This window comes from Aurantiacibacter suaedae (assembly GCF_005434915.1).
GTDB classification, from domain to species: domain Bacteria; phylum Pseudomonadota; class Alphaproteobacteria; order Sphingomonadales; family Sphingomonadaceae; genus Alteraurantiacibacter; species Alteraurantiacibacter suaedae.
Window position 1 is genome coordinate 482726 of record NZ_SKCG01000002.1, and the last position, 14053, is coordinate 496778.

At 64.1% G+C, this 14053-nt stretch carries 16 protein-coding genes; 7 read left to right on the top strand and 9 right to left on the bottom strand.

The features are described from left to right. The 4 genes from E0473_RS08645 to E0473_RS08660 all read left to right on the top strand — a co-directional run bounded on the left by E0473_RS08645 (nt 1) and on the right by E0473_RS08660 (nt 1949). Complete coding sequence (locus E0473_RS08645) at nt 1-354, top strand: S4 domain-containing protein (protein WP_137680462.1); 354 nt, start codon at nt 1-3, stop codon at nt 352-354. Continuing rightward, a complete protein-coding gene (fdxA, locus tag E0473_RS08650) occupies nt 351-689 on the top strand; it encodes a ferredoxin FdxA (protein WP_137680463.1) in 339 nt (112 codons plus the stop codon). The genes E0473_RS08645 and fdxA overlap by 4 nt, the downstream gene beginning before the upstream one ends. 289 nt (nt 690-978) lie before the next feature. Beyond that, on the top strand, nt 979-1512 hold the full coding sequence (locus E0473_RS08655; protein ID WP_137680464.1) for a CarD family transcriptional regulator: 534 nt from the start codon (nt 979-981) through the stop codon (nt 1510-1512). Between the two features lie 119 nt (nt 1513-1631). Continuing rightward, a complete protein-coding gene (locus tag E0473_RS08660) occupies nt 1632-1949 on the top strand; it encodes a hypothetical protein (protein ID WP_137680465.1) in 318 nt (105 codons plus the stop codon). Here E0473_RS08660 and E0473_RS08665 read toward each other — a convergent pair. Continuing rightward, nucleotides 1946-2887, bottom strand: coding sequence for an L-threonylcarbamoyladenylate synthase (locus E0473_RS08665; RefSeq protein WP_137680466.1), 942 nt, complete (start codon nt 2885-2887; stop codon nt 1946-1948). The genes E0473_RS08660 and E0473_RS08665 overlap by 4 nt on opposite strands. Nucleotides 2888-2967: 80 nt before the next feature. Between E0473_RS08665 and E0473_RS08670 the strand changes: the two genes are divergently transcribed. Then, a complete protein-coding gene (locus E0473_RS08670; RefSeq protein WP_137680467.1) occupies nt 2968-3789 on the top strand; it encodes an ATP-binding protein in 822 nt (273 codons plus the stop codon). Nucleotides 3790-3924: 135 nt separating this feature from the next. Here E0473_RS08670 and E0473_RS08675 read toward each other — a convergent pair whose 3' ends face one another. Beyond that, a complete protein-coding gene (locus tag E0473_RS08675; RefSeq protein ID WP_137680468.1) occupies nt 3925-5385 on the bottom strand; it encodes a PQQ-dependent sugar dehydrogenase in 1461 nt (486 codons plus the stop codon). Between the two features lie 74 nt (nt 5386-5459). On the opposite strand from E0473_RS08675, the gene E0473_RS08680 reads away from it, so the two are divergent. Then, nucleotides 5460-5942, top strand: a complete 483-nt coding sequence (locus E0473_RS08680; protein WP_137680469.1) for a GAF domain-containing protein — start codon at nt 5460-5462, stop codon at nt 5940-5942. Between the two features lie 148 nt (nt 5943-6090). Next, nucleotides 6091-6708: a hypothetical protein gene (locus tag E0473_RS08685; protein WP_137680470.1), complete on the top strand. Its 618-nt coding sequence runs from the start codon at nt 6091-6093 to the stop codon at nt 6706-6708. Between the two features lie 42 nt (nt 6709-6750). Here the strand turns inward: E0473_RS08685 and E0473_RS08690 are convergent, their stop codons facing one another. From E0473_RS08690 to rho, 7 genes are all read right to left on the bottom strand, one after another. Beyond that, complete coding sequence (locus tag E0473_RS08690) at nt 6751-7728, bottom strand: ParB/RepB/Spo0J family partition protein (RefSeq protein ID WP_137680471.1); 978 nt, start codon at nt 7726-7728, stop codon at nt 6751-6753. Further along, on the bottom strand, nt 7725-8501 hold the full coding sequence (locus tag E0473_RS08695; RefSeq protein WP_137680472.1) for a ParA family protein: 777 nt from the start codon (nt 8499-8501) through the stop codon (nt 7725-7727). Before E0473_RS08695 ends, E0473_RS08690 begins: the two co-directional genes overlap by 4 nt. Continuing rightward, a complete protein-coding gene (gene rsmG, locus E0473_RS08700; protein ID WP_137680473.1) occupies nt 8498-9118 on the bottom strand; it encodes a 16S rRNA (guanine(527)-N(7))-methyltransferase RsmG in 621 nt (206 codons plus the stop codon). Before rsmG ends, E0473_RS08695 begins: the two co-directional genes overlap by 4 nt. Then, nucleotides 9115-10974 (bottom strand): tRNA uridine-5-carboxymethylaminomethyl(34) synthesis enzyme MnmG, encoded by a 1860-nt coding sequence (gene mnmG, locus E0473_RS08705; protein WP_137680474.1) that lies wholly within the window; start codon nt 10972-10974, stop codon nt 9115-9117. The genes rsmG and mnmG overlap by 4 nt, the downstream gene beginning before the upstream one ends. Nucleotides 10975-11055: 81 nt before the next feature. Next, complete coding sequence (mnmE, locus tag E0473_RS08710) at nt 11056-12330, bottom strand: tRNA uridine-5-carboxymethylaminomethyl(34) synthesis GTPase MnmE (RefSeq protein WP_137680475.1); 1275 nt, start codon at nt 12328-12330, stop codon at nt 11056-11058. A 13-nt stretch (nt 12331-12343) separates the two neighbouring features. Further along, nucleotides 12344-12607 carry a DUF6489 family protein gene (locus E0473_RS08715; protein ID WP_137680476.1) on the bottom strand — a complete coding sequence of 88 codons (264 nt, stop codon included), beginning with the start codon at nt 12605-12607 and terminating at the stop codon, nt 12344-12346. A 98-nt stretch (nt 12608-12705) separates the two neighbouring features. Continuing rightward, nucleotides 12706-13962, bottom strand: a complete 1257-nt coding sequence (gene rho, locus E0473_RS08720; protein WP_137680477.1) for a transcription termination factor Rho — start codon at nt 13960-13962, stop codon at nt 12706-12708. Nucleotides 13963-14053: the final 91 nt, after the last annotated feature.

The window sequence follows — 14053 nt, forward strand, 5'->3', positions numbered from 1 at the left end:
ATGGCGTCAGGAGGCGGCCTTCGGCTTGATCTCCTGCTCGTCAGGCTTCGCTTCGTGCGTACCCGCTCCGCGGCCCGCCAATGGGTGGAACGGGGGCATATCCGTCGCAATCGCCAGCGGATCACCAAGCCGGGGGCGCTGATCTTGCCCGGCGACGTACTCACGCTGCCCATGCCGCATCATGTCCGCCTGATAGAAATCCTTGCTTTGCCGGACCGGCGCGGACCGGCTAGCGAAGCGCAGCAACACTATCGCGCGCTTGACGAAGGCGGCGCAATCGCCATAGCAAGCCGCGTTTCCCGGCCCGCTTCAGATGGGGTCGGCCAACTGATCGAAGGACACAGTGCACCATGACCTACGTCGTCACCGACGCCTGCATCAAATGCAAGTACACCGATTGCGTCGAAGTCTGTCCGGTTGACTGTTTCTACGAGGGCGAGAACATGCTCGTCATCAATCCTTCGGAATGCATCGACTGCGGCGTGTGCGAGCCCGAGTGCCCAGCCGAAGCGATCCTGCCCGATACCGAGGGCGGGCTTGAGGCCTGGCTTGAGCTGAACACAAAATATTCGGCAGAGTGGCCCAACATCACCGAAAAGAAAGATCCGCCCGCCGATGCCGACGAGCACAAGGGCGAAGAGGGCAAACTCGACAAGTACTTCTCGCCCGAACCCGGCGAAGGCGACTGATTCGCTGCCTTTTTTCGGCGGCGCTGTCCGGCTTGGCCGCCTCCTAGCTTAGGCAAATCCCCTGAGAGCGGGGCCGCTTATCCCTTTCTGAGCGGAGGGGGTGGCAATTATGTTACGAATCTGTTATATACTTGTGCAACTGCTGCGGTTTCCGCGCGGCAGGCGGATTAGGAAGGCAGGCTCCCCGCTCTCACTCAGAACAAGCACCCAATAAGGTCGCCGATGGGTCGCGCGGCCTCGTAAGTGTTTGACGCTGGGTCTGCTGGTCCTGTCGATGAAAGGAAAATCCATGGCAACCAGTGCGCCCGCCTTCGAAGTCGGCGATTATGTTGTTTACCCCAAGCACGGTGTGGGCCGTGTGACCGAGCTCCAGAGCGAAGAAATCGCCGGTATGAAGCTCGATCTCTATGTTCTCCGCTTCGAAAAGGAACGCATGACTCTGCGCGTTCCTGTGAACAAGGTCGAAGCGATCGGCATGCGCAAGCTGTCTTCCGACAAGACGCTGAAAGAAGCGATGGAAACGCTCAAGGGCAAGCCCAAGGTCAAGCGCACCATGTGGAGCCGCCGCGCGCAGGAATACGAAGCGAAGATCAACTCGGGCGACCTAGTGTCGATTGCCGAGGTAACGCGCGACCTGTTCCGCCCCGACGACCAGCCCGAGCAGTCCTATTCCGAACGCCAGATTTTCGAGGCTGCCTCCAGCCGCCTCGCCCGCGAACTGGCGGCGATGGAAAAGACCGACGAGCCGGCTGCGCTCACCAAGATCCTGCAGGTGCTGAACGAGCACGCTCCGCAGTATTACGAGAACACCGAAGACGCCTGATCTTCGGCTTCTTGCATGACGAAAAGGGCCGCCCGCCTCGCCGCGCGCGGCCCTTTTTCGTGTTCACCGCGCTTTCACGTGTTCACCCTAGAGTACCGAAAACCAAGGAGATGCGGGACATGCAAAGACATCTGGCGATAGCCGTACTCGGGCTTGCCCCGCTGACCGGGGGATGCCTGGCAAAGACGGCGTTCGACGTGGCGACCGCGCCTGTGCGGGTGGTGTCGCAGGGGGCGGACTGGGCCACCACCAGCCAGGACGAAGCCGACCGCAACCGGGGCCGCGAAATGCGCCGCCGCGAAGCGCGCCTGGGCGATCTTCAGAGCGACTATGAACGAGAGGCCGATCGCTGCGAGCGCGGACGCGAGGAATCTTGCCGCGAGGCCATCGCAATCCGCCGCGAAATCGACTCGGAGCTGAACGAACCGCTGCGCTAGGCCGCAGCGCGGCGCAGGCGGTCGGCGATTGCTTCGCCCATTCCTTCGTGTGGAATCGGGGCGACGGCGATCCTCTTTTGCGGCGCAGCAGCCGCTTCGTGGAGGCATTGATAAAGCCGCGCTGCTGCCTCGGCGAGATCGCCATCGGGTGAGAGATTCGTGCTGCCGGCGATGGCGCCGAACCCGATCAGAAACTCGCCCGCAGCTGCCTCGCGCGCATCGAGCCGCACCGGTTTACCCGGCGAATAGTGCTTGCGCATCTGCCCCGGAGCCTCGATTTTCGCGCCCGACGAGGCGCTTTGCGGCCCCACAATTGATTCAATCGCCCGCCGTTCGACCGGGCCGGGTCGCAGCAGGCTCCACCCGCCATCATCGCGCAGCGCAACGATGGTCGATTCGAGACCCATCGCGCAGGCACCGCCATCGAGAATCGGCGGACACCCATCACCGAGCGACTCGCGAACGTGGTCAGGCCGGGTCGGGCTGACACCAAGGCTGCGGTTGGCCGAGGGGGCGGCCAGCGGCAACCCTACAGCCTCAAGCAACTGCACCATCACCGGATGACCCGGACAGCGAACGGCAATCGTCGGCAGACCCGCGCTGACGGCAGGCGCGATGGAGCTCTCGGCGCGCGCAGGGAGCACCATGGTCAGCGGGCCGGGCCAGAACGCCTCGGCCAGCCGGAGTCCCCGCTCATCGAACAGCGCGAGTTGCTCGGCCTGTGCAAGCGTGGCGACATGCACGATCAGCGGGTTGAAATCAGGCCGCCCCTTCGTGCGATAGATTTTCGCCACCGCCTCGGCGCTGTCCGCACGGGCGGCGAGGCCATAGACAGTTTCGGTCGGCACCGCGACCAGCTCGCCAGCGCTCAGCAGCTCGGCCGCTCTCGCGATGCCCTGCGCATCGGGCGCAATCAGCCTGTCTGCCTTACCAACCATGCTCCGCCGCTAGCCCGCGCGGGGGCTTTGGCCAAGGCCCAAGCTTGACGCGCGCGCTGCAAACGGCTGTTTCGCTAGGTATGACCACAGAGAACGACCTGTTGCGCCGCCTCGCCGAGGCCCTCGCCCAAGCAGACACCGCCACGGCGACCGACTGGGCCGCCAGCCCCGCCTATGTCTGGGACAGCCACGGAGGCCGCCCAGTCGCGCGAATCGTGGCGCAGAAGCTCGATTTGTTGCGCGGGATCGACCGGCAGAAAGAGGCCGTCGTCGCCAACGTCGAGCGGCTCGCCGCAGGCCACGCCGCGCACGACATGCTGCTGTGGGGCGCACGCGGCACGGGCAAGTCGGCACTGGTGAAGGCTGCGGTCGCCGCAGCTCAGGCGGATGGTGGCAATATTGCGCTGGTGCAGGTCGCCACCGATGCCGTCTCCACCCTCCCCGCCCTCTTCGCGCAGCTTGCCAAGGTGGGGCGCAACTTCCTCGTCTTCATCGACGACCTGGGCTTTGCCGAGGGCGACAGCGTCACCCCGCGCCACCTGCGCAGCTGGCTCGATGGCGGGGTGGAGGCACGGCCCGCCAACGTGCGGCTCGCCGTCACCTCGAACCGGCGCGCGATCCTCGCCCGCGATATGAGCGAGCAGGACGACCCGATCAATCCGCGCGACGTGGTCGACGACCAACTTGCCCTGGCTGATCGCTTCGGGCTGTCGCTCGGCTTCCATGCGATGACTCAGGACGACTATCTGGCCGTCCTGCGCGGCTATGCGGAAGAATTCGGCCTCACGCTATATGAGGACGAGGCGCTGGGCTGGGCGAAGCGGCGCGGTGCGCGCTCAGGGCGAATCGCCTGGCATTTCATCACCGAACTTGCGGGCCGCGCGGGCAAGACGCTCGACTAGATTCCCGGAACCAAGCCCTGCCCCGGGTCAAGCCCGGGGCGACGAATTCGCTTGCGTTACAATGCCCCTGCCCGTTCGTCCTGAGGAGGCACGAAGCCGCAGGCTGAGCGCCGTCTCGAAGGACAGCGCCCGAGCTTACATGCCGGGCATGGTGATCCCGGGCGGCGGATTCTCGAACGCCCGCGCCGGATCGCCGTTAAGCTGAATCTGCGGCGGCAGGCGGTCACCCTTGATCCGCTCGATCGCGGGAGTGCCCTCGGCGCCGGGAGCCATCACACGCCAGATGATCCCTGCGGTATCGTCGCTCACCAGCAGCGCGCCGGTCTGATCCCAGGCAAGCCAGGTCGGGCGACCATGAGTCTCGCCATTGCCCGTGAGGAAACTGTTCAGCACCTTCTTGGGCTTGCCAATCGGATTGCCCCGCTCGTCGAATTCGACAAAGATCACGTCATACCCGGCGGCGGGCTTGCGGTTCCACGAGCCATGGCGGGCGATAAAGGCCCCGTTCGCAAATCCCTCGCCCATGCGCGAACCCTCCTGGCTGAACACCAGCCCCAGCGCCGCAACGTGCGCGCCCAAGGCATAGCGCGGCGTGCGCACATAGCTGGGGTTGATCCCATAGGCGCCCTTCACTCGGTCGTCGGTGGTGTCGCCATAGTAGAACCACGGCCAGCCGTAGTGCGCGCCAATCGGCACGTCGGTGAGATAGTCCGGAACAAGGTCGGAACCGAGCATGTCGCGCTCATTCACGGTGGTCCACAGCTCGCCCGACCACGGATTAAGGGCAAGACCGTTGGGATTGCGCAACCCCGCGCCGAAAATGCGTGCGAAGCCCGATTCGAGGTTCAACTCGTGGATCGCAGCGCGACCGTCCTCGGCCTCCATCCCGCCCTCGGCGATGTTCGAGGCCGAGCCGACCGCGATATAAAGCGCCGTGCCATCCTCGCTCAGCAGCACGTTGCGCATCCAGTGGTTGCCGCCCCCCGGAAGGTCGGCCAGCTTTTCCGGCTCGCCGGGCAGCGTCGTCGCGCCCGCGTCATAGTCGAAGCTCAGCAAGGCATCGTGGTTGGCAACGTAAAGCTTGCCATCGGCCCAGGCGAGGCCCGAGGGCGAAGCGAGATCGTCACGCAGCACATGGCGTTCCTCGGCCACACCGTCGCCATCGCCATCGCGCAGCAAGACCAGCTGATCGGGCGAAGGCTCGCCCGCGCCGGCTTCGGCGAACAGGAAGCCCGCAACGAGGTTGGTGAGCCAGCCGCCTGCAACCACCCTCTCGGGCGCGTTGGTCAGCGTCACCAGCACATCGCCATTGGGCATGGTGTAGATCACGCGCGGATGATCGAGACCATCGGCAAAGCGGCTGACCTCCAGCCCCTCCGCCGCAACCGGCGCGCCATCGTCGCCCCAGCCGATTGGCTTGGCCACCACGACGGTGGGAATCGTCTGCTCCTCAGGCGCGGCCAGCACCGGGTCGGTGCCGGTGGTTTCATCCAGCGTGAGCTCTGCCGGATCGCCGCGCAGCAGCCACCAGCCGAGCGCGGCCAGCAGCACCAGAATGACGACGAGGGCGATAAGGATCTTGATGAGGCGAGACATGCCTCACCGATACGCTGGCCGCGCGATGGCGGCAAACACTTTGCCACACGCCCCCGCGCGGCTAGAGCGGGGCAATGTTCGATTTCGCCCCCGCTCCCAACGCCGCCAAACCTGCCATCTATGCCCAGTTATGCGAGGCCGCCGAGGCCATCACCGCGGGGGAGCCCGATGCGGTCGCCAATATGGCCAATGTCGCCGCCCTGCTTGGCGAGTTCGTGGCCGACTGCAACTGGGCCGGGTTTTATCGCATGGTGGAGGGCGAACTGGTGCTCGGGCCATTTTGCGGTCGCCCTGCCTGCATCCGTATCCCGGTTGGGCGCGGGGTTTGCGGCGCGGCGGCGGCCGAGGGGCGCAGCCAATTGGTGAAAGACGTTCACGCCTTCCCCGGCCATATCGCCTGCGATGCGCGCAGCCGCTCCGAACTGGTGGTGCCGGTGCTGCGCGATGGCGTGGTGGTTGCGGTGATCGACCTCGACAGCCCAACCCCGGCGCGATTCGATGCGGAGGACCGTGCGGGAATCGAAACGCTGGCAGCGCTGCTTTCCGACCGGATCTGAAGCGTCTGACCGCGTCTCCTTTCGGGACTGCCGGCGCAGATTGCTTTGTTTTGCGCGGCTAATCATCCTAAACATCGGGTTAACGGCCTTCCGGCGCGCAGCGGTGCATGTCTGCGGCGGGCGGGCCGCTCCATCAAGGATGACCCGAATGTCCACCAAGTCCGCTTTCCTGACAGCTTCGCTTGCCGCGCTGGCCCTCGCATTTCCCGCTCAGGCGCAGGATAGCCGCTATGACGCGCCGTCTGAGCCGATCGCTTACGAAAGTTACGAGGTGGTGCAAGATAAGGGCGCGGCACCTGGATATAATGAACAATCGGATGGGGCTTACCGTTACGATTCTTATGCCCGGCCAGTCGACTATCCGGCTCTGGTGCCCGAAGCGGTCGTCACAACCGGCCCCAGTGGCCCGCCGCGCGGCTATAGCCCGCAGCAACGCAGCGACTGGCTGACCGATTGCCGCGCGATCTATCTGCCAGCCTATTCTGACCGTCGATATGACGATTACGCGCGACACGCTGAGCGCACCGATCAGGCCGACGCGTACTGCAGCGACTACCTCGCCCGCTATGAAGGCGGCGGTTTTGGGGGCTATCCGATGGGGGCCTATCCGGTGATGATGGTGCCGGTGCAGACCACCCGCCGCATCGCCGCGCGCGAAGTGGTTTACGAAGAGTGGGTCGATGTCGATGCCCCGCCCCGCCCGGCTCGTCGCAGCATTCCGCGTCGCCTGGCACCGCAGCCCGACAAGCGTACGTCGATTCGCTAAGGTCGCGCCGCGCAACTTTTCTGCGCGGCGCTCACGGACAGGCTAGATCCCGCCGCCGGTGAGCCGCTGGCAGATCATGTCGAGCTGATCGAGGCTGCGGAAGCGCACGGTGAGCGAGCCAGTGCTTGGGTCCGCCTCCGTGGCAATATGCACGGGCAGGCCGAGCATTTCCTCAAGGTGGTTCTGCACCGCGACGATATCGGCATCCTGCGCCGTATCGCGCGGGGGGCGTGCCTGCCGACGCTGGCTGCGCCCGTCGCCATCGCGGCCCTTGCGCGCCAGCTTCTCCACCTCGCGCACGCTGAGCCCCTTGCGCACCGCCTGGTCGGCCACCTCGGCCGCGTTATCCAGTCCGATCAGCGCACGACCATGGCCCATATCGAGGCGGCCTTGCTCCAGGTGATCGAGCACCTCCTCGGGCAGAGCCAGCAGCCGCTGGAGGTTGGCGACATGGCTGCGCGACTTGTCGACCAGCGTGGCGATCTCGCTCTGGGTCATATCTTCGAATTCGGCGAGCCGCTGATAAGCGCGCGCTTCTTCGACCGGATTGAGGTCTTCGCGCTGAATGTTCTCGATCAGCGCCAGCGCCATCACGTCGCGATCATCAAGATCGCGAATTAGTGCAGGAATTTCATGCACTTGCGCCTTTTGCGCAGCGCGCCAGCGACGCTCACCCGCCACCAGCTGATAGCGGCCTGGATCCAGACGGCGCACGATAACGGGCTGGATCACCCCGCGCGTGGCGATGGAGGCCGCCAGCTCTGCGAGCGCCTCCTCGTCGAAGTGGCGGCGCGGCTGCTCGGGGTGCGGCTCGATAGCCGAAACAGCGAGCATGGCGAGGCCTTCCTCGGCCGGTGCCTGCCCCTCGCCATCGGCAGAGTCACCCTCTGGCAGATTGCGCGGCGCGACCAGCGGTTCTTCGCGGCGAGTCTCACCCAGCAGCGCGCCCAGACCCTTGCCGAGCTTGCGGCGCGGAACGGAGTCACCCTTACCCCTGGTCTCGCTTGTCTCTTCGCTCATGCGGCTTTCCTCCGTTCGGGCAAGCGACCGATCAACTCGCGCGCCAGCGCCATGTAAGCGCGGCTGCCAGCGCAGGCGTGGTCGTAGATTAGCGCGGGTAAGCCGTGGCTTGGCGCTTCGGACAGGCGCACGTTGCGTGGAATCACCGATTCGAACACCAGATCACCCAGGCACTCGCGCACATCGTCGGAAACCTGATCGGTAAGCCGATTGCGCCGGTCGAACATGGTGAGCACCACCCCGACGATGTTCAGATCGGGATTGAAGCGCTGCTGCACTTGCTCAACCGTTTGCAACAACTGACTCAAACCTTCGAGCGCGAAGAACTCGCACTGCAACGGTACCATCAGCGTATCGGCGGCGCACAGCGCATTGAGCGTCAGCAAGCCGAGCGACGGCGGACAATCGATAAAGCAAATGTCATGCGCGCTATCCTGCGCCAAAGCATCGCGAAGACGCTGGGCGCGATCCGCGACATCGACCAGCTCAACCTCGGCCCCGCTCAGATCGACTGTAGCCGGCACCAGATTCAGGCCCGGTATCGCCGAATTGACCGTGCATTCGGCCAGCGTGCATTCGCCGATCAACAAGTCGTAACTCGACAGCTTGCGCTCGGACGCGCGAAGCCCCACACCGGTCGAGGCATTGCCTTGGGGATCGAGATCGATCAGCAGCGTCCGCCAACCGGTCGCGGCCATGGCTGTGGCGATGTTGATGGCTGTGGTGGTCTTGCCCACGCCGCCTTTCTGATTAGCTATCGCGATGCAGATCATGTCTCTGGCGGCCTTCCATGTCCGATAATGATCGCCGCGTCGGGATCGGTCGCCGATTGTTCCACGTGGAACATCGCTTGAATCGCCTGCGACTGCTCATTCAGTTCTTGCGCCGCCGACCGCCCTTTGGGCAACAGCCAAGTGGTCGTTGGTGTGGAAAAGCGCGCGGATAATCGCAACAACTTCTCCAGCGGCGCAAATGCGCGCGCACTGATCACGCCTGCGGGGATGGTTTCGATCGTTTCGAGCCTTGCGCCGACCACCCGGCACTTTGCCAACCCAAAGCGCTCGCACACATGCTCAAGCCATTCAACGCGCCGCTTTCGCGATTCGACCAGAACCACATCAAGGTCTGGCCTCGCAAGCGCGACGACCAGACCCGGGAAGCCCGCCCCAGTGCCCATGTCGAGCCATGGCGATGTTTCACGTGGAACATGATCTAGCAGCTGCAGACTGTCGGCAATGTGCCGGGTCCAGGCATCGGCAAGGCTGGCCGTGGATACGAGGTTCTGCCGCTCGTTCTCGCTCTCAAGCATAGTTAGAAAAATGGCGAAGCGCTCCATCGCGGCGGAGTCGCATCGCAGCGCACAAAAGGCCTTCCCCTCATCGCCGCTCATGCTGATAGCTCCGCCTGAGCGCGGCGCGCATGAACCAGCAGCGCGGCCAAGGCCGCAGGCGTTATCCCGCGAACCCGCCCCGCGTCAGCGAGCGTTGCGGGAGACGCTGCGCTTAGCCGTTCTACCATCTCGTTCGAAAGTCCGGGCACCGCGCCCCAGTCGAAGTCTCGTCCCAAAACCAACTCCTGCGAAGCGCGCAAGTCGCGCAGTTCCGATTCCTGACGCTGCAAATAAGGGGCATAGGCCGCGTCCTCGGCCACCTCCTGTGCAAGCGGGGTTGCCGGGTCGAACCCAGCGGGCAGATAATCAGCCAGATCGGCCAGCGAAATATCGGCATGGGTCAGCCATTCGGCCAGCAACTTTCGTCCCCCATCATTGCGCACATTCAGCCCCTTCTCTGCCAAGGCACTTGCAGGCACCTCGCATTGTAACGCTTCTTCCCAAGCGCTGCGCCCATCACAATGGAGGACAAACCATTCTGCGCGCGGCTTATCGAGACACCCAAGTTCCGCCGCAATCGGGGTCAGTCGCGTGCTCGCGTTGTTTGCGCGCAGCCTCAGGCGATACTCTGCGCGCGCCGTAAGCATACGGTATGGCTCGCTCACACCATGCAGCGTCAGATCATCAACCATCACCGCGAGATAGGAATTGCCCCGGTCAAGCGCAGGCGCTTCCCTCCCCTGCAATGCGCAGGACGCGTTCAGTCCGGCGATCAAACCCTGCGCAGCTGCCTCTTCATATCCGGTCGTGCCGTTGATCTGGCCCGCGCAATAGACGCCGGGGAGCGCTGCAAGCTGCAGGTCGCGGCCCAAGGCGCGCGGGTCGATATGATCATATTCGACCGCGTAGCCGGGCACAACCATCTCCACCTGTTCCAAACCTGCCATCGTCCGCAACATAGCCAGCTGCACATCCTCGGGCAGCGACGTGCTAATGCCGTTGGGGTAGACAAGCTGCGTGTCGAGACCCTCGGGTTCGAGGAAGACCTGATGCCCGTCACGATCAGCGAAGCGATGAATCTTGTCTTCAATGCTGGGACAATATCGCGGGCCTGCCGCGTCGATCGCACCGGTAAACAACGGCGAGCGATCGAGATTGTCGGCAATGATAGCGTGGCTGCGCGGATTGGTGCGCGTGATCGCGCAAAAGATCTGCGGATTGGCGCGACGCTCCGTGAGCGGGGACATGGTCCAAAAATCGCTGTCGGAGGGCTGCTCCTCCAGCACGGACCAATCGATAGTGCGCCCGTCTAATCGCGGGGGGGTTCCGGTCTTTAGGCGAGCCATCGGCAGGTCTGCGCCGCGCAACTGCTCCGCCAATACGGAAGCCGCATTCTCACCGATACGGCCGCCGGTGCTTCGCTTCTCACCGCAAAAAAGCACTCCGCCAAGGAAGGTGCCGGTGCATAGGATCGTCGCCGGGGCATAGAGCTTATCGCCGCTCGCCAATGTCACGCCGGCGGCACGCCCACCCTCGATCAGCAGCGACGCAACTTCGCCGCCAATCACTGTCAGGTTTTCCTGAGCCGCCAGCATGGCCTGGACCGCGGCTTTGAACAGCTTGCGATCAGCCTGAATGCGCGGGCCCTGCACCGCGCTGCCTTTGGAACGATTGAGCATCCGATAGTGGATTGCCGCAGCATCGGCGGCGCGACCGATCAGCCCATCGAAGGCGTCGACCTCGCGCACGAGGTGGCCTTTGCCCAGCCCGCCAATCGCCGGGTTGCAGCTCATTGCGCCGAGGGTCGCGGGGTCGAAGGTGACCAGCGCGGTCGCCATGCCCATGCGGGCCGCAGCAGCCGCGGCTTCAACACCGGCGTGTCCACCGCCGACAACGATGATGTCAAATGTGCTCATGATCGGGACTGACTTAGGCGCAGTGCCCGCGCCCCACAACGGGCATTTCGCAGCGCTAATGTTCCACGTGGAACACGCGCGTCATTTGCCGAGGCAGAAGCGCCCGAACACCGCATCGAGCACGTCTTCAGTCGAGGTTTTTCCGAGCAACGCATCGAAGGAGAGACGCGCGCGTCGAAGCCCCTCGCCCACCAGAAGCGGGTCACGATGAGTCGCCGCATCGCTGAGCGCATCGAGCGCCGACGCAATCAGTCCGCGTTGCCGGCGGTTGAGCGCAGCCTCTCCCGGCGCTGGCATGGCCGAGCGCGCACGCTCGACCAAGGCGCTTCGCAGCTGATGCAATCCGTCTCCTGTGCGCGCAGATAGGGTAAAGTCTGGCGCCGGCTTTTTGTCCCGTTCGTCCCGGTCGCACTGAGCATCGATGTCCCAGCAGTCGTCTGGCCCAGCCCCTTCCGGCCCTAGCCACAGGACCACGTCTGCCTTGGCAATTTCCGTTTCGGCGCGCTCGATTCCGATGGCTTCGATCCTGTCTTCCGTATTCGACCGGAGCCCCGCCATATCGACGAAGCTGAAAGCGATCCCGTCGATGGCGACCGACTGGACCAGGACGTCGCGTGTAGTGCCCGCAATCTCGGCAGTGATCGCGGCTTCGCTTTCGACCAGTGCGTTGAACAGCGTGGACTTGCCTGCGTTCGGCGGCCCCGCCAGCGCCACGCGAAAACCTTCCTTCAGCATCTCGGCATGGGGCGCGGCAAGGGCATTGCGCAGACTGTCCGCCAGACTGGCGAGTTTGCGCGCAAAGCTATCGCCAAGCGTCTCAACGTCATCCTCCTCGGCAAAGTCGAGCGAGGCTTCCACTTCCGCCGACAAGGCCAGCAGCTGCTCGCGCCACCCATTCACCTCGCCAGAGAACGCCCCGCCTGTCATGGCAAGCGCGGCGCGGCGCTGGATTTCGGTTTCGGCCGCAAGCAGGTCGCCCAGCCCTTCAGCCTCGGCGAGATCAATGCGGCCATTGGCAAAAGCGCGACGAGTGAACTCGCCCGGCTCGGCACGGCGACATCCAGGAACATCGGCCAGGGTAGCCTCAAGCGCCGCGACCACAGCGCGGCCACCGTGGCAATGCAGCTCGCCAACATCCTCGCCGGTTACCGAATGCGGTGCGGGGAAAAAGAGTACCAGACCGTCGTCGATCTGTGCGCCTGCGCTATCGCGAAAGGCCGCCCACGCGGCCCGGCGCGGCTCTGGAACCTTACCGCAAACCGCTGAAAGAGCGGCTCGCACCTGCGGTCCTGTCAGCCGAACGATTCCGATTCCGGCGGGCGGAGCGCCAGAGGAAAGCGCAAAAATTGTGTCCATCGCAGGTGCGCAGTCAGCCCTTGTCGGAGCTCTTCGACGAAGTACCACCCGCAGACTTCTGCGCGCCCTCGACGAAGCTCTGGAACATCTTCAGCCCCATCTGCCCCATTGGCGCCAGGTGCTTGGCATATTGCTCAAGCTGCTCGACACTGCCCGCGCCCTTCATCGCTGCGGCGAGATTGTCGATATAGATTGCGTTTGCCTGCTCGACATCGGGTAGCCCCATGAACTGGCGCGCCTCTTCGGGGCTGCAATCGACTTCGATGGTGACTTTCATGGGCGGGCCTTTCAAATGGCTGGGCCCGGCCTTCTCGCGAAAGCCGGGCCCACCAATATGCGCCAATCGCCGGAAATTTCCAGCGCTGCGAACGAACTCTACTGGTTCATCGTCGCGAAGAAGTCTTCGTTGGTCTTCGAATCCTTCATCTTGTCGAGCAGGAACTCCATCGAATCGATGGTGCCCATCTGCATGAGAATGCGGCGCAGCACCCACATCTTCGAGAGCTGCTCCTTCTCGACCAGCAGCTCTTCCTTGCGCGTGCCGCTCTTGCCGACATCGAGCGCTGGGAAGATGCGTTTGTCCGCCACCTTGCGGTCAAGCACGATTTCGGAGTTGCCGGTGCCCTTGAACTCTTCGAAGATCACCTCGTCCATGCGGCTTCCGGTGTCGATCAGCGCGGTAGCGATGATCGAGAGTGAACCGCCCTCCTCGATGTTGCGCGCGGCACCGAAGAAGCGCTTCGGCCGCTGCAGCGCATTCGCATCCACACCGCCGGTCAACACCTTGCCCGAGCTTGGCACCACGGTGTTGTAGGCACGGCCCAGACGCGTGATCGAATCCAGCAGGATCACTACGTCGCGCTTGTGCTCGACCAGACGCTTGGCCTTCTCGATCACCATTTCGGCGACCTGCACGTGGCGCGAAGCGGGTTCATCGAAGGTCGAGGAGATCACCTCGCCGTTGACCGAACGCTGCATGTCGGTGACTTCCTCAGGCCGCTCGTCGACCAGCAGCACCAGCAGAATCACCTCGGGGTGATTGTCGGTGATGGCCTTGGCCATGTTCTGCAGCAGCACCGTCTTACCGGTGCGCGGCGGGGCGACGATCAGCGCGCGCTGGCCCTTGCCCTGCGGCGAGATCAGGTCGATCACGCGGGCCGACTTGTCCTTGACGGTCGGGTCCTTGGTGTCGAGGTTCAGCCGCTCATCCGGGTAAAGCGGCGTGAGGTTGTCGAAGTTGGTGCGGTGGCGCACCGCATCGGGGTCGTCGTAGTTGACCTTGATCAGCTTGGTGATCGCGAAATAGCGCTCGCCATCGCGGGGTGCGCGGATCTCGCCTTCGACGGTGTCGCCGGTGCGCAGGCCCCACTTGCGGACCTGGTTCGGCGAGACATAGATGTCGTCCGGCCCGGCGAGATAGTTCGCCTCGGGGCTGCGCAGGAAGCCGAAGCCATCCTGCAGCACCTCGATCGTGCCGATGCCGAGAATTTCCTCGCCGTCTTCGGCCACTTCCTTGAGGATCGCGAACATGAGATCCTGCCGGCGCATAGTGCTGGCACCCTCGACGCCCATTTCCTCGGCCATCGAAACCAGCTCGGCCGGCGTCCTGCGTTTGAGTTCTTTAAGATGCATTTCGTCTTCAATTCCAAGTAGTTATATAGGGATGCCGGCAGGCCATGGGGCTTGGGGAAAGCAGGCCTTGATCGCTTCGGACGAGCGATCT